Source organism: Bariatricus sp. HCP28S3_D3, from assembly GCF_052065755.1.
In the GTDB taxonomy this organism is placed as follows: domain Bacteria; phylum Bacillota; class Clostridia; order Lachnospirales; family Lachnospiraceae; genus Allocoprococcus.
Window position 1 is genome coordinate 1 of record NZ_JBQHTK010000033.1, and the last position, 16033, is coordinate 16033.

13 protein-coding genes are annotated in these 16033 nt (G+C 42.6%); all 13 read right to left on the reverse strand.

Translation table 11 applies throughout. From position 1 onward, the window contains the following. Window positions 1–170: 170 nt before the first annotated feature. The 13 genes from ACTNB3_RS14890 to ACTNB3_RS14950 all read right to left on the reverse strand — a co-directional run bounded on the left by ACTNB3_RS14890 (window position 171) and on the right by ACTNB3_RS14950 (window position 16022). The gene (locus ACTNB3_RS14890; protein WP_427808282.1) at window positions 171–734 is read right to left on the reverse strand and encodes an FAD-binding oxidoreductase; all 564 of its coding nucleotides are present in this window, start codon (window positions 732–734) and stop codon (window positions 171–173) included. A 1-nt stretch (window position 735) separates the two neighbouring features. After that, window positions 736–912, reverse strand: coding sequence for a DUF1667 domain-containing protein (locus ACTNB3_RS14895; RefSeq protein ID WP_441026618.1), 177 nt, complete (start codon window positions 910–912; stop codon window positions 736–738). Then, a complete protein-coding gene (locus tag ACTNB3_RS14900) occupies window positions 903–1553 on the reverse strand; it encodes an NAD(P)/FAD-dependent oxidoreductase (RefSeq protein ID WP_441026620.1) in 651 nt (216 codons plus the stop codon). Before ACTNB3_RS14900 ends, ACTNB3_RS14895 begins: the two co-directional genes overlap by 10 nt. Window positions 1554–1838: 285 nt before the next feature. Further along, window positions 1839–5375, reverse strand: coding sequence for a pyruvate:ferredoxin (flavodoxin) oxidoreductase (nifJ, locus tag ACTNB3_RS14905; protein WP_441026622.1), 3537 nt, complete (start codon window positions 5373–5375; stop codon window positions 1839–1841). A gap of 132 nt (window positions 5376–5507) precedes the next feature. Then, the gene (gene lgt / locus ACTNB3_RS14910) at window positions 5508–6437 is read right to left on the reverse strand and encodes a prolipoprotein diacylglyceryl transferase (protein ID WP_427820410.1); all 930 of its coding nucleotides are present in this window, start codon (window positions 6435–6437) and stop codon (window positions 5508–5510) included. Between the two features lie 57 nt (window positions 6438–6494). Continuing rightward, complete coding sequence (gene ychF / locus ACTNB3_RS14915) at window positions 6495–7595, reverse strand: redox-regulated ATPase YchF (protein WP_441026624.1); 1101 nt, start codon at window positions 7593–7595, stop codon at window positions 6495–6497. A 598-nt stretch (window positions 7596–8193) separates the two neighbouring features. After that, window positions 8194–9114 (reverse strand): YitT family protein, encoded by a 921-nt coding sequence (locus tag ACTNB3_RS14920; RefSeq protein ID WP_441026626.1) that lies wholly within the window; start codon window positions 9112–9114, stop codon window positions 8194–8196. Next, a complete protein-coding gene (locus ACTNB3_RS14925; RefSeq protein WP_441026628.1) occupies window positions 9101–10516 on the reverse strand; it encodes an aminopeptidase in 1416 nt (471 codons plus the stop codon). Before ACTNB3_RS14925 ends, ACTNB3_RS14920 begins: the two co-directional genes overlap by 14 nt. A gap of 21 nt (window positions 10517–10537) precedes the next feature. Beyond that, on the reverse strand, window positions 10538–13324 hold the full coding sequence (locus ACTNB3_RS14930) for an insulinase family protein (RefSeq protein WP_441026630.1): 2787 nt from the start codon (window positions 13322–13324) through the stop codon (window positions 10538–10540). A gap of 12 nt (window positions 13325–13336) precedes the next feature. Continuing rightward, the gene (locus ACTNB3_RS14935) at window positions 13337–13651 is read right to left on the reverse strand and encodes a thioredoxin family protein (protein WP_427820405.1); all 315 of its coding nucleotides are present in this window, start codon (window positions 13649–13651) and stop codon (window positions 13337–13339) included. Continuing rightward, complete coding sequence (locus ACTNB3_RS14940) at window positions 13652–14587, reverse strand: hypothetical protein (RefSeq protein ID WP_441026632.1); 936 nt, start codon at window positions 14585–14587, stop codon at window positions 13652–13654. Between the two features lie 185 nt (window positions 14588–14772). Continuing rightward, window positions 14773–15537: a LytR/AlgR family response regulator transcription factor gene (locus ACTNB3_RS14945; protein WP_441026634.1), complete on the reverse strand. Its 765-nt coding sequence runs from the start codon at window positions 15535–15537 to the stop codon at window positions 14773–14775. Between the two features lie 2 nt (window positions 15538–15539). After that, complete coding sequence (locus ACTNB3_RS14950) at window positions 15540–16022, reverse strand: hypothetical protein (RefSeq protein ID WP_427820402.1); 483 nt, start codon at window positions 16020–16022, stop codon at window positions 15540–15542. Between the last annotated feature and the right edge of the window lie 11 nt (window positions 16023–16033).

Consider the following 16033-nt stretch of genomic DNA (forward strand, 5'->3'; position numbering starts at 1 on the left):
ATAATATAACAAAAATACTGAATGTGCATTATTATCCAAATCCATATTATAATCAATCCTTTCTTTTATTCGACTGATTATATTGTACCACATCCGGCACATTAGAACAAGTGTTCTCTCGTATTTTTTTGCAATTCATCTCGCCACCTAAAGAGGTGGGAGAATTCTTGCTATATCTTGTTAAATTTGAGGACCTTATTGAACCGGAGCCTCATATCCAGCGAAATTCCTCCCAGAGTCGGCTCCACACCTCTTGTCACACTACTGCCCCCGCCATATACATACAGTGGGATCTTGTGTTCTGTACAGTATGCCACGATCTGTTCCACCTGCTCAGTCGTATCCGGATAAACAACTGCATCGGGCAGCGAATCGATCTGATGTCTTCTGAGACGGATTGCATCGTATCCGGTCTTTCCATAAGCAACTGCCAGTCTCGGGTAGTCCTCTGTCGTGACATACTTTTCCCCAACAATCTTCTTCAGTGCTTCAATATGCTCCGTAGCAAGGCGGGACGGCTGATCAAGTACGACCTTCTCCATACCGATACTGCCATCGTACTGCTGGAAATCCGCATCCGTCATTTTAAATTTTTCTTTCATCATTTTGTACAGCGACTCTTTCGGATATTTCACAAAATCCGGATCGCCCCAACGGAAAATGGAACGATAACTGTCTTTCGGCGCAGCCTCTTTTACCCATTTGGGTTCAAATCCTTTATATGGTTTACTCATGTTACACTTCTCCTTTCATCAGGTCACTCGTTATCACGACATCGACGCCCAGCCCCAGTACATTTTCAATCACGATATCCCCCGTACCGAGCGGCTCTATCACCTGCACTTTACTGATTTCCTTCATCACATCAAATATTCTTTCTTTTGGAATCTCCGCAGAGACTTTCACCGGCACGACCGGAACATTTTCGGAGGTTTGAGATTGCGGAACCTTTTTTCATACAGAATTTTGTCTCCTGAAAGGCAGGTAAATACCGCTTCCTCCATCTCTGCTCTGCTTCGGAAATAAAGAACGATCTTTTCCGTTCCAGCGCTCTTTTCGATCCTCTGTGGTACAACATACTGCAGGGAATCTCCCGCCTCCAGTTCTAAGTATTCCCGTTTTTTCTTTTCATAGACGGCAGCTGCCTTTCCCGCAGCGATCCCGCTCTCTGTCACATAATCCACAAGATCATTGACATGGAGCGCATTTCCACAGCAGAATATTCCTTCTTTTTCAGTCATAAAATGCTCATCACAAACCGGCCCTTTCGTATGCATATCCATTGGTATTCCCAGTGAACCTGCAATTTCATTCTCCGGTATCAGCCCCACAGAAAGGATCAGCGTATCACACTCCACAATTTCTTCTGTTCCTGCAATCGGTTCCATCTTATCATTGACTTTAGAGATCTCCACGGCAGTCAGACGACTGTCTCCGAATACACGGGTCACCGTACTGGACAAATGAAGCGGAATTCCATAGTCTTCCAGGCATTGGACAATATTGCGGGTAAGACCTGATAGGGTTGGCTTTGCCTCATACACACCAATCACTTCCGCTCCCTCCAGAGTAAGACGGCGCGTTTTCTCAGAAAATACCCAGATCACTCGAAACGTCTGTCTTATCCAAAAAACGGCACAGCCCTAAGGCCATGCCGTTCTTTTTATCCTTTATTTATCCTAGTACACCGAATAATAAGTAACTGACACCTTGACTTGTCTGATTGTTTCATCTGCAATGTTGTCGTCAATCGACGTAGTCACCGCTACGCCTCATTCCTCCTTGCATATGAAACAATCATCCTGCGTCAATGTATCAGAAACTTATTTTTCGGTGTCCTAGTCTTCTCCGTACAGAGTAACCAGTTTCTTCAGATATTCATATCTTGCTTTTGCTTCAGCTTCATTCTTAGCGAACATTACTTCTGCTTTTTCAGGATTGAATCTTGCTAATGCGTTGTAACGAACTTCTCCGTTCAGGAAGTCTTTGTATCCTTCCATCTTAGGCTCCTTGCTGTCAAGAGTGAACTTAGCGCCTTCTGCAGCCGGATTGTAACGGAAGTTGTTCCAGTATCCGCATTCTACTGCTAAAGCTTCTTCTGTCTGAGCTTTGCTCATACCTTTCTTGATACCATGGTTGATACATGGAGCGTAAGCAATAATCAGAGACGGTCCCGGATATGCTTCTGCTTCAGAGATCGCTTTTACAGTCTGGTTGAAGTCAGCACCCATAGCGATCTGTGCAACGTATACATAGCCGTAGCTCATTGCGATAGAAGCAAGATCTTTCTTCTTAACTTCTTTTCCGCCTGCTGCGAACTGAGCGATTGCACCGGTCTTGGTAGCCTTAGAAGACTGTCCGCCTGTGTTAGAGTAAACTTCTGTATCGAATACCATGATGTTGATGTCTTTTCCACTTGCAAGAACATGGTCAACACCGCCGAATCCGATATCGTAAGCCCATCCGTCACCACCGAAGATCCACTGCGATTTCTTAGCAAGGAAATCCTTATTATTAACGATATCTTTGCATAATTCACAATCGCATCCTTCTAATGCTGCAACTAATTTATCTGTAGCTGTTCCGTTTGTAACTCCGCATGAGTAGGTATCTAACCATTCCTGGCAAGCAGCTTTTGCTTCTTCACCGCATCCTTCTGATGCTGCGACAGCTTCAACTTTCGCTTTCAGGCCTTCTCTTAATGCTTTCTGAGCTAATAACATACCGTAACCAAACTCAGCAGCGTCCTCGAACAATGAGTTAGACCATGCAGGTCCCTGTCCCTTAGAGTTTACTGTGTATGGTGTAGACGGTGAAGAGTTACCCCAGATGGAAGAACATCCTGTTGCGTTAGCGATGTACATTCTGTCACCGAATAGCTGTGTAACTAATTTAGCGTATGGTGTCTCACCACATCCTGCACAAGCTCCTGAGAATTCAAGAAGCGGCTGTTTGAACTGAGAACCTTTAACGGTATTTTCTTTGAATTTAGCAACAACTTCCGGTTTCACTTCGATTTCTGTACCAAAGTCGAAGTATACCTGTTCGCCTGCGTTTGCTTCCATGTTTTCCATAACAAGAGCTTTTTCGCCCTTCTTTCCTGGACAAACGTTAGCACATGAGCCACATCCTGTACAGTCATATGCTGAAACAGTCATTGTGAACTTCAGTCCCGGCATACCGATCATATCGATTGTCTTGATTCCTTCCGGTGCTTTTGCAGCTTCTTCTTCTGTAAGTGCTACCGGACGGATTACAGCGTGCGGACATACATATGCACAACGGTTACACTGGATACAGTTTTCCGGTTTCCATACCGGGATATCTACTGCGATACCACGTTTCTCGTATGCTGCAGTACCGGACGGTGTAGAACCATCTACATATTCTGTGAATGCAGATACCGGCAGAGAGTAACCTTCCTGAGCGTTAACTTTAGCCTGAATATTCTTAACGAATGAAACAGCGTCTTCTCTTCCACCCTTAACTTCCGGTGTGAATAATCCCTCATCTGCGCAGTCTTTCCAGCTTTCCGGAACTTCTACTTCATGAACCTGTTTAGCACCTGCTTCGATTGCATCGTAGTTCATCTGAACGATCTTATCACCCTTCTTGCCGTAAGTAGCTTTTGCTGCTTTCTTCATCAGGTCGATTGCTTCTTCTTCCGGAATGATGTTAGCCAGTTTGAAGAATGCTGACTGAAGAACGGTGTTGATACGTCCGCCAAGTCCGATTTCTTTACCGATCTTGATTCCATCAATGGTGTAGAACTTGATTCCGTGGTTAGCGATGAATGCTTTCACCTGTCCCGGAAGATGCTTGTCAAGCTCTTCTGCATTCCATGGACAGTTCAGAAGGAATGTACCGCCGTCAACAAGTTCCTGAACCATGTTGTATTTATTTACATAAGACGGATTATGGCATGCAACAAAGTTTGCCTTATGAATCAGGTAAGTAGACTTAATCGGTTTCTTACCGAAACGAAGGTGAGACATTGTTACACCGCCTGATTTCTTTGAGTCATAATCAAAGTAAGCCTGTGCATACATATCCGTGTTGTCACCGATGATCTTGATGGAGTTCTTGTTGGCACCAACAGTTCCGTCAGCTCCAAGTCCCCAGAACTTACAGTTGATTGTTCCTTCCGGAGTAGTAACCAGAGGAGCACCAACTTCAAGAGAAAGTCCTGTCACATCATCAACGATACCAATTGTGAACAGTGATTTTGCTTCGTTCTCGAATACAGCTACGATCTGAGCCGGTGTTGTATCTTTAGAACCTAATCCGTAACGTCCGGAATTGATCTTAACGCCGTCGAATTTGCTTCCCTTTAATGCTGCAACAACATCAAGGTACAGAGGTTCTCCCTGAGCACCAGGTTCTTTTGTTCTGTCTAATACGTTGATGTATTTAACAGTATCCGGAATTGCATCGATCAGGGCCTGAGCGCAGAACGGTCTGTAAAGACGAACTTTAACAACACCGACTTTCTTGCCCTGAGCAAGTAAGTAATCAATTGTCTCGTCGATCGTATCACAAACAGATCCCATAGCTACGATCACGCTTTCAGCGTCTTCTGCTCCATGGTAGTTGAACAGTTTGTAATTTGTTCCGATCTTTTCATTTACTTTGTCCATGTATTCCTGTACGATTGCCGGCATAGCATCGTAGAACGGGTTACATGCTTCACGAGCCTGGAAGAAGATATCCGGGTTCTGAGCAGAACCTCTCTGGCAAGGATGATTTGGATTGAGAGCATGCTTACGGAAAGCATCAATTGCATCTTTATCTACCAGATCTTCCAGATCTTCGTAATCCCATGTCTCGATTTTCTGAATCTCATGAGAAGTACGGAATCCGTCGAAGAAGTTGATGAAAGGAATACGTCCTTTGATTGCTGCACAGTGAGCAACCGGTGTTAAGTCCATTACTTCCTGTACACTGGATTCACACAGCATAGCGCATCCTGTCTGACGGCATGCATATACGTCTGAGTGATCTCCGAAGATTGATAATGCATGGCTTGCGATAGCACGGGCAGATACGTTAAATACACCCGGAAGCTGCTCACCAGCGATCTTATATAAGTTAGGAATCATAAGAAGTAAGCCCTGAGAAGCTGTGTAAGTTGTTGTAAGCGCACCTGCTGACAGGGAACCGTGAACTGTTCCGGCTGCACCTGCTTCAGACTGCATTTCAGTTACCTGAACAGTCTGTCCAAAAATATTCTTTCTTCCTTGAGTAGCCCATTCATCTGTTGCCTCAGCCATTACGGATGAAGGGGTGATTGGGTAAATAGCAGCTACGTCTGTGTATGCATACGATGCATGAGCGGCTGCATGGTTACCATCCATGGTCTTCATTGCTCTTGCCATTTCTTGTTTCCTCCTTATTTATGCCAATTATTTAACATATATATTTATTATAGTCTGTTGATTTTCAAAAGTCCAGTAGTTATTCATCGAAGATTGTTCCTTTTCGGATACACCAACCTGACGTACTCTGTTTTATTTCCCGTGAAACATCTTCCTTGCATTTTTCGCATTTTTCTTAGCTTCCTTTTCGCGCATTCTCCGCAGTCTCGTTTTATCATCCTGCTGTCTGTTGTAAACAATCAGAATCAACGCCGCCACCGCAAGAAGCCCGGATAGAATCTGTGACACCGGGAGTTCCAGTCCGGTAACAGTCAGTTGATCTGTGCGAATTCCCTCGATCCACATTCTGCCTATCCCGTATCCGAACAGATATACCAGGAATAATTCGCCTTCAAACTTCCTGTATGAATAATAGAAAAAAATCACAATCAGAACCAAAAGGCACCAGAAAGACTCGTAAAGGAACGTCGGATGTGCCTGAATGAATCGGACCTCATCAATCACTTCAATGTGATTTCTCATGCGGTCTGTCACATCGGCAACTCTAACCGAATCGATCGGTAACATCATCGCAAATAACCCATCCGTATATTCTCCGAACGCTTCACGGTTAAAGAAATTTCCCCAGCGCCCCAACATTTGACCCACCAGAAGGCCTACACAGACTGTGTCCAGCATCTCGGGTGCCGACAGTTTTTTGATCCAGGCAAATATAAAAACCGTAATGAGCGCTGCAATCAGTCCTCCGTAAAAGGCAAGGCCGCCCTGACGGATATTAAAAATACTCAGCGGATGATCCTTATACAGTTCCCACGAGAAAACCACATAAAATAACCTCGCTCCGATGATTCCGAATATCACTGCAAATACCGCAAGATCAAGATAATCCTCCGGATTCTGTCCTGTATACCTCGCAATCAGAACAGTAATGATCGTCCCTAAAAGTATTGCGAATGCAATAATAATTCCATAATATGCAATATCAAATCCAAAAACCGAAACTGCTCTGCCCACATGTTTCAGTTCAATCCCCAAATGTGGAAAGATGATTGCTTCTGACATATTCTCTCCTGCTTTCTTTCGTTAATCTACCCCTGATGTTCCAGACTTTCCAATAAGTTATACATTAAAGCGGAACAGAATGATATCCCCATCCTGAACCACATATTCCTTGCCTTCCAGTCTGACAAGTCCCTTTTCCTTCGCCGCATTGTACGTACCACAAGCCATCAGATCATCATAGGAGACAATCTCCGCGCGGATGAATCCACGTTCAAAGTCCGAATGGATCTTCCCTGCCGCCTGAGGTGCCTTTGTTCCTTTTTTGATCGTCCAAGCACGAACTTCCGGCTCTCCCGCAGTCAGATAGCTGATCAGACCAAGGAGACTGTAACTTGCCTTGATCAGTTTCTCCAGCCCGGATTCCTCAAGTCCCAGATCTTCCAGAAACATCTTCTTTTCATCCTCTTCCAGTTCTGCGATCTCCTGCTCGATCTGCGCACAAACCACAAACACTTCACAGTTTTCATTTGCCGCATATTCACGCACGCTCTGTACCCCTGCATTCGAAGCACCGTCATCCGCGAGATCATCCTCCTTCACATTTGCCGCAAAAATAACCGGTTTGTAAGTCAGGAGATTGTAGCTCTCCAGCCATGCCTGCTCGTCCTCATCCTGAACTCCGTCAAATGTCTTAGCAAGCTTTCCTTCCTCCAGATGCGCCTTGATCCGCTCCATAAGGGCAAGCTCCTTCGCGATCACCTTGTCATTTCTCGCAGCACGAACTGCTTTCGAAATTCTTCTTTCCAGTATTTCCAGATCCGAGAAAATCAATTCCAGATTGATCGTTTCGATATCCCGGAGCGGGTTAATGCTTCCGTCTACATGTACAATGTTGCTGTCCTCAAAACATCTCACAACATGAACAATCGCATCCACCTCACGGATATTGGCAAGGAACTGATTGCCAAGTCCCTCTCCTTTGGATGCACCTTTTACCAGGCCGGCGATGTCTACAAATTCAATCGCTGCCGGGATGATCTTCTTTGTGTGGTACATTTCCCCGAGGACGTTCAGGCGCTCGTCCGGAACGGTAACAACACCCACGTTCGGGTCAATCGTACAGAACGGATAGTTCGCAGACTCTGCACCGGCTTTGGTCAGTGAGTTAAAAAGTGTACTTTTTCCTACGTTTGGTAATCCAACAATGCCTAATTTCATAATTTTCTCCTTTGCAGGGACGTTTCTTTTGCCACGAGCAGCGCCCTTTGGCACGCTATTGTTTGCGTATTCCCCAAAATATTACTTAATTTAATAATAATCAAAAATATTTGACGTGTAAATGCTACCACAGAAATTAAAAAAACTCAATATTTTAGTCCTTACTTTCCCCTCTTTCCTAACATTTCCCACCTGAGAGCAATATTCCCGCCCTTTTCTGTATCTGCCTTTCAATCATACCCAACCGTTTCTAAGGTAAATTATATCGAGAATGCCGTTTGAACCGAAATTCCAATAATTGATACAATATTTGCAGAAAACTTCAGCAAAACCGAATCAAAATGCTTTAAACAATAGATCCTTTCACTCCCTCCTGTCTTTTTCATGTTATATTGTTTTCTTATCATTATACATGATAACCCATAAATCTATAATAAAAATGAGCCTTGATTTCGTATTTATTATCATACTTCATCAAAGCTCAAAAGTCCAATTATTGTCATCCTGCTTTCCGCGTGCCAGCTACACTGAGGCTTTTTGATCTGTGCAATCGGAGAAGGAGACAAGTGAGTGGTCCAGTTATTTTCGGAACGCTATACTAGTATACTGGTGCATTGATAGCCGGTATATCAGATTCTTCCGCATCATATCGAAGTTCATTGTATTCTACTCGTTCCCTGGTAAATCCCTGTCCATTCACTTCATTGATCTGTGTAATTGTCAAAAACGCATTCGGATCGGTCGCACATACCATTTCTTTCAAAGCAAACAGTTTATGACGCGGTATCACACACATCACCCCTTGCTGGTATTCACCGGCGCATCCGGTCTGAATCTGGAACAGTGTGACTCCTGCTTCAATTTCACGAAGAATTTTTTTCTGTATTTTTCTGTATTCTTTCGAAATAATCATGACCTGCATGGATGTTTTGCCATTCGGAATCATTTTATTCATGACAATTGTTGTTAAAATGACGACCAGAATCGCATATAGTATCTGTTCCATATCACTAAATACAGCCTGCATCCCCAAAACGACGACATCAGCAAGATAAACCCCCGTTCCTACTGACAGCGAAGTCTTTTTATTAAGTATCATTCCAATAGCATCCGTTCCGCCGGTTGATCCTCCGACTCTTACTACAACCGCCATACTTAATCCAATCAGTATCCCTCCGTAGATTGCCGCCAGAAATATATTATCCGTTATATTCGTGATACCCGGAATTTTCTGAATCACTTCCAATAAAATCGGATAAATAATCACACTTAATATAGTTTTCCCAACAAAATCAGCGCCAATAACAAACCATGCTATCAGAAGTATAAAAGAATTCATTAGGAAAACGACGATGGATATCCTAACCCCCCAGAAATGATTCAATGCAATTCCAACTCCGGTTGCTCCTCCCATCGGAATCCCTGCAGGAACAACAAATGCAACCACTCCCAATGCCAGAATAGCGTTTCCCAATATAACGGCTAAAATATTGATCAACTTTTTCTTATAGTCTTTCACATTCACATCCCCATTTCAAAAACGCTTCATAACCTTTCACAGCCTGATAAATATCAGATTTGCTGCTCACTTCATATGGTGCATGCATATTCAGCACCGCCACACCGGAATCGATGACATCCATGCCGTAGTTTGCCATAATATATGCGATTGTACCGCCGCCTCCGACATCCACCTTTCCAAGTTCCGCAAACTGATATGCCACACCGGCTTCCTCCATCATTCTACGGATTTCTCCCAGATACTCGGCATTTGCATCATTGGATCCGCTTTTGCCACGGCTTCCAGTAAATTTATTGAACGCAAGCCCTTTTGTAAGAAATGCTGCACTTCGTTTTTCAAATACGTCTGCAAATAACGGATCATATGCTGCGCTTACATCGGAAGAGAGCATTTTTGATCCTGCAAGTGCTCTTCTTACTTTCAGATCTGATTCCCCTTCTGTTAAGGCAATCAGCTCAGCTACCATATTTTCGAAAAATCGCGAGTGCATTCCTGTTGCTCCGACACTGCCAATCTCTTCTTTATCCACCAGCAGACAACACGCAGAACGACTGCTGTTTTTTACATTCAGCATAGCCATAACAGATGTAAATGCGCAAATGCGGTCATCCTGTCCATATGCAAGAATCATACTGCGATCCAAACCAAGATCTCTAGCCTTTCCCGCCGGTACAATTTCCAGTTCAGCCGATGCAAAATCTTCCTCGCTGATTCCATAAGATTTTTCAAGAATGCTCAAAACATTTGCTTTGACTGCTTCTTTTTCGGCTTCTTGCAGATTTTCATCTTTGTCGATGGGACAGTTTCCGATCAGAAGATCCAGTTTTTCCCCTTCGATGACTTCTCCGGCCTTTTTATCCATCTGCTGTGAAGCGAGATGTACCAGAAGGTCTGTAATGACAAAAACCGGCTCGTCTGCTTTTTCGCCGATGCTGATGTTTACACAATGTCCATCCTTCATTGCAACCACTCCGTGAAGTGCCAAAGGCTGTGTTACCCACTGGTATTTCTTAATACCCCCATAATAATGTGTGTCCAGATATGCAAATCCTTCATTTTCATAAACCGGATTCTGTTTTACGTCAATTCTGGGTGAATCAATGTGTGCCCCCAGAATGTTCATGCCCTCGGATATCGGTTTTTCCCCCATCCGAAAGAGTGCAATGCATTTTTTCATACAGGTGACATAAATCTTTTCTCCTGCTCTTATTTCTCTTCTGCCTTCCAGATACTCTCCAAGCTCATGATATCCTGCTTCCTTGGCCAGTTCTGTTACCAAATCCACACATTCCCTCTCGGTTTTTGCTCTGTCCAGCCAGGATTTATATAATTCACAGGTATTATGAAGCTCATCGTTTTCTTTCTCATCATATGTCATCCAGATATTTTCTTTCTTCATCTTCTCATTTCTCCTCAAACCTTACTCCATCAATACTATGATCTTATCAAATTCGTCCGCTGCTTCTTCAATTCTCTCTCTATTTCCCAGCACGCAGGCTGTGCCCTCTTTGACAAATCTTTCCAGTGCCTGATATCTGTTTTTCAGTTCTTCTTTTGATGCTTTTAACAATCCTTTTCTGATACCAGCCCTCGTCTGCGGCATTTCTTCACGCAAATACCAGGCATCCATTCGTTTCACCTGTGCATATGTCTTCGGAATCCGGTCATATCTTGCAACTGCCCCGATCTTATAATTCAGAAGTTCCTGTTCCTCTGTCTCTAATGTTTTCAACCAGTTTGAAGTATCGCGGAATGTTTCCATTGTTTTCTTCACATTTGGATCACGATAGGAACTCATCGTCCAGCTGCCATTTGGATTGATCGCCATACTGCAGCCATAAGCACCTCCTTCGGCACGAACTTTTGTCCATAAATAATCGAAACTTACGATTCTTCCGAGCAGATAAGTCTCACCACTATATTCTCCGTCCCCTCCAAATGCAGCATATGAAACTTCGGATGGAATGATAAATGCTTCTGATTTTCCGGGCAGCAATTCATCCTGATACCACACGCTATCACCTGATCTTAGGCTATTACATAATTCAGAATCATTCATCAGTCTGCGAAATTCTGCGTATCTTTCTTCTGTACCAGTAAAACTCATTACCAGCGGTGCTGTACAGCAAAGCTTCTCACGGATTTTTTTCAGCTTCTGTATGATCATAGCGCAATTTGATTCAAAATCCATCAGAAGCCCCCCAAGAAATTGATAATAGAGAATGCCATTATATCGCTCTCTCGCAACGCCTTCCGTCATATAGTGCGCAGCAGCGCGTCCGGAAGCGTAACTGTTTCCATTTGATACAAACCCTTCTTCCATCGCCATTTTGCTCTGTTGAATCTTTTTCCGTATGATTTCGGGATGATCAAAAACGGTATCATAAAGAAGTTCTTCCTGAAGATTCAACGCCTTCTCCAGATTCTGCTCCAGACAGCTTACATCCATTACAAATTTTAGGTTGACATGTTCCCTGTTCTCTGCTTTGGTGTAAACTTCCAGATAAGTGCCCATATTGCCAAACCACATATTTTTCTCAACTACAAGTTCTTCCGGCGTATGCTTTCTCGTTGGCAGATCGCCCAGAAGGACTGCTAACAGTTTGGCATAAGGAACCTCTTCTGGTTTCAGATCACTGATATCAAAATAACAGCTTTGGTAAATAATTCCCTTAGAGGGCACTTCCTGTTTCAGATATACAATTCCTCTTTCTTCATCTACTCTGGTTATGGGTTCTTCATGCTCCTGTTCCAGATCCTCAATTGATAAATCGGGTTGTTTCTCTCCGTTTTCTTCTTCCTCTTCTGTTTTCTCTCTCAAAATCTCTTCCGAAGGTTCCAGATATACTTCCGCCTGATAATCATTTTCCAGAATGATTTCTTTTAAAAGCGATTCAAAATATCCTTCCTTTACACGTTTTCTCAGTTTTTTATATTTCTCTTCAAATTCTATAATCACAGATGGTTCTAAATCCTGCGTCCATCCGCCTGCTATATCAAGTACACAGTCGATTCCATCCGGCTGATAGCCTCCTTTTTCCCGCATCCAGAATTCCTGGCGGTTCATTGCGGATACGAGAATCTCCTCTCCGATTCCTTCAGCATATAGTTTTTTTGCCTGTTCTTTCAGGACCATACTCAGCCTGTCCGCCGCTTCATGTTCCGCATTCTTTATTTTGATTGCAAGATAAGGCTGACGGATTCCGTCCATAATGAAATACTGTACATCTGAAACTTGAAGCTCTTTGAGCAACATTTTTTTCAAAGGTGCTTCATCTTCTCCCATGAGCGCCTGAACAAGAATGTAAATAGCACTCATTCGTTCTCTGTCACCAAATTCCCCGAGATTATACGTACATGCCGCAAATACGCCCTGATCACCAAACTTATCTTTATCGTACTGTTTTCTTCGTATCGTCCTCAACGGTCTCTGGAGTGAAATCGGTTCAGGTCTTACAACTTTTGACATCTTGCTTAAATAAGCCTTATCTATGTATTCCAACTTTTCTTCCACATTCATCTTCCCGTATAATACAATACAGCAGTTCGACGCGCTGTAAAATGTTCTGTACCGTTCCAGAAATTTTTCATAAGAAAGTGCCGGGATTGCATCCGGATTTCCGCCGGATACAAAGCGATAAGCATTCTCCGGAAACATCGCCTCAGCCATCTCATACATTAAGAAATTATCCAGAGAAGAGAAGACACCCTTCATCTCGTTATATACTACACCGCTGATTTCCGGTGCTTTTCCCTCTTCCCGCTGAAAATGCCATCCTTCCTGATCGAATATCTTTTTGTCAGTAAGAACATTTGGATAAAATACTGCATTTAGATAAACATCCATTAACTTCATAAAGTCCTTCTCATTTTCTGTACAAAACGGATATACAGTATGATCCGGATAGGTAATTGCATTCACGAACTCCGCCATGGAATGCTTCATCAAATTAACAAATGTATCTTTATCCGGATATTTTCGGGAACCATTCAATACGGAATGCTCCAGGATATGAAACACACCTGTGCTGTCCTCCGGTATCGTTCTGAAGCCTACCAGAAAGCTCTTCTTCATATCCTGATTGTCTATAACGATGATCTGCGCGCCTGTTTTCTGATGCTCCAGCTGAAAGATATTGCCTTCGACTTCACGCACATATTTCTTCTCTTTGACTTCAAACCCATAGATTATTTCCCTGACTTCCATGTTCTCTTCCTCTTAGTACATCAATTTGGCAATCTGCTCTTTCATTTCGTCGACTTCCATCACACCGACATTTTCAAATTTCTTTTCTCCATCTTTGTAAAACTGAACAGTCGGAACTCCAAAGATGCGGTTTTCTTTTCCCAGCTTCGGATAATCAGTCGTGTTCACTTTTACGATATTGATAAATGGAAGCTCCGCATCAAGCTCCTCCAAAATACGTGAAAACGCTTTACACGGCACACATGTTGTTGAGAAGAAATCCACGATCACAAAACCTTCCTTGATCTGCTCTTTAAAACTGTCATTGTCTGCATACTGAATTGCCATTTACTTGTCCTCCTTAAAATAATTTTTTTCTACGTAACCTCTTACTTTTTGATAATAATAATTCGCGAAAAATGTAATTTTCGAATACTCATACGTGTTGATCTGTTCCGCATTTTCTTTTGTTTCATGCCAGAATTTCATATAGTCTTCTATGCTTTCCCTATATTTTTCCTTCGTGTACTCTACGCCATCTTGCTTCGCATAAACACAGCCGAGAAGATAACACAACAACTTATCCCATGAATCATACTGAACATTTACAAGCAGCTCATGATAACTTGAAAACGGCATCTTTCCTTCAAAATCTTCTGGTGCCATGGTTTTCAGATTCAGGTTCTCTTTATCTGCTATTACTTGTAATCTATGGATTTCATGATCTGTCATTTCAATCCAATCAGCCTTTTTCAAGTCAAAAGCACTGTTTTCAAATACCTGTTTCATTACATACTGAATTGCATCAAATCCTTCTTCATCTGCGATTTTCTTCTTTTGCTGCCGAGTCAGATATTCCTCGTATTCTTCGACACTTTCAATTCCTTTAATCTCAAGATTCTTTACCATCTCATCTGTGACCTCAGGAACCATTTTCCGCTGAACAGACTGGACCGTCACTGTCACCTTATCCCCGTCAACATCCAGTACATTTGTCGTTCCCTTTTTCATTCCCACGCACAATGCTTCCAGTTTCTTGTTAAAGAATCCCTGTCCTACCATAAGCTTCAGCTGCTCTCTGTTGAAAAATGAGTTCTCTGATTTCATGTCACAAACAATGATTGCTCCATCCACAACTTCATCCGAATCTGCCCAGGTACTGTTTTTGTTCTTCAAAAAATCCATCTCTTTTTTGACTGCTTTTTCGTCCAAGGCAAACACCTTCTGATAGGCGCTGATATCCACCTTATCATACTCTGCAAACGAAATAACTTTTGATTTCATTTTTTCCTCCTCGTTTCTATGAACCTCTTTACGGTGAATTATATCGGAATCTTTTTTGATTTCAATGCCTCGGGGCTATTCTGTCTTTGGCACGTTCTATTCTGTACCGGTTCTGCAGCTCACAAAAGTTTACACAAAAAGGCCCCTGCAAACTGCTATTTTTCCACAATTTGCAGGGGACAAAATCAAAGTGTAAGCCTCGCATATTTACTTTTCAAAAGCTGGATCACTTCCGTATATTTATCTCGACTCAGCATGACTTCACCCGCATATCCGTCAAAAACCAGCGAGAAACTTTTCGTCTCATTATTCGCCTTGACGTAAGACACTTTGGACAAGTTCACAATAAAGGACTGATAACAGCGGTAAAAATTATGCCCTTCCAAAATATGCTCCAACTCATCCAGCGAATATCCTGAAAGAATCACTTCCTTTCCATCCACAGTCATCATCTTATTCTTTCGGTTTGCGCGCTCAATAAAAAGAATCTTATCAATCTCCACCAGTTGATATCCATTTTTGATTTTAATCAGCACAGACCGGTTGACCCATAAGCGCTTATACTGGAGAAGCTCAAACAGATACTGCACTCTTTTTACGACACGCTGTAATACATGAATACTGAATGGAAGGGAAAAATACTCATCGCAGCAGCAACCAAATACCGTCCCCGCTTCAAGCTTTTCTTCGGAATACAGCACCACCAGAAGATCCGGCTTCATCTGCGACAGATTGTACGCCAGGTAAGCCCCGTCATCACTGAATGCCGGATTGCCTGTTCGCAAATTAATAAATACGACATCCACCTCATTCAAACTAATATATTCATGGGCTTCATTAATTCCATCAAAGGTTTTTACAATATCAAATACATTGTAAAATGTTAATAATTCTTCTAGTCGTGTGCGCAAACTCGTATCTTCTTCTACCAGAACAAGCTTCATTTTCATAATTAATTCTCCTGACCAAACTCTTCAAATGCTTTTTCTAAAATCTCTGGGTCTCCTTCATAATACGTTGAAAGAAGTGCAAAAGGACCGTTTTTCTTCGGCATAATAATCATGCCGGATCCATAAAGATCAATTTCTCCTTTTGTCCTGAGACTGTCGTATGCCTTGTATTCATCCGATTTCGGATCTATTTTTTCCAAATCCCACCAGTAGATCTCGGCTCCATTGTATTTAAGTGCAAGCGAGCATAATCCATCTGCACAGAGTGTCACTCGATCATCTGTCGAAATAAGTCCTTCCTTTTCCAGATAAGCAACAACCTCATCCATCGTTTTATTCCACACCGGTGCATCCATATTCTCTTCAACTACCGTTTTTTCTTCTTTTTCAGGCAATACGAAATCTTCTGATAGTGCAACATATCCAACCATCCCACAAAATAATAGCACAAAAATCAGGGAGGACACAATCGTAAAGTTCTTCATAATCATTCCTT

What these genes read in the sequence shown, in the direction of transcription:
- ACTNB3_RS14890 (WP_427808282.1), bottom strand. Translation starts at nt 734, where the DNA reads ATGAGTAAACCATATAAAGGATTTGAACCCAAATGGGTAAAAGAGGCT.
- nifJ (WP_441026622.1), bottom strand. Translation starts at nt 5,375, where the DNA reads ATGGCAAGAGCAATGAAGACCATGGATGGTAACCATGCAGCCGCTCAT.
- lgt (WP_427820410.1), bottom strand. Translation starts at nt 6,437, where the DNA reads ATGTCAGAAGCAATCATCTTTCCACATTTGGGGATTGAACTGAAACAT.
- ychF (WP_441026624.1), bottom strand. Translation starts at nt 7,595, where the DNA reads ATGAAATTAGGCATTGTTGGATTACCAAACGTAGGAAAAAGTACACTT.
- ACTNB3_RS14925 (WP_441026628.1), bottom strand. Translation starts at nt 10,516, where the DNA reads ATGAAGAAAGAAAATATCTGGATGACATATGATGAGAAAGAAAACGAT.
- ACTNB3_RS14930 (WP_441026630.1), bottom strand. Translation starts at nt 13,324, where the DNA reads ATGGAAGTCAGGGAAATAATCTATGGGTTTGAAGTCAAAGAGAAGAAA.
- ACTNB3_RS14935 (WP_427820405.1), bottom strand. Translation starts at nt 13,651, where the DNA reads ATGGCAATTCAGTATGCAGACAATGACAGTTTTAAAGAGCAGATCAAG.
- ACTNB3_RS14940 (WP_441026632.1), bottom strand. Translation starts at nt 14,587, where the DNA reads ATGAAATCAAAAGTTATTTCGTTTGCAGAGTATGATAAGGTGGATATC.
- ACTNB3_RS14945 (WP_441026634.1), bottom strand. Translation starts at nt 15,537, where the DNA reads ATGAAAATGAAGCTTGTTCTGGTAGAAGAAGATACGAGTTTGCGCACA.
- ACTNB3_RS14950 (WP_427820402.1), bottom strand. Translation starts at nt 16,022, where the DNA reads ATGAAGAACTTTACGATTGTGTCCTCCCTGATTTTTGTGCTATTATTT.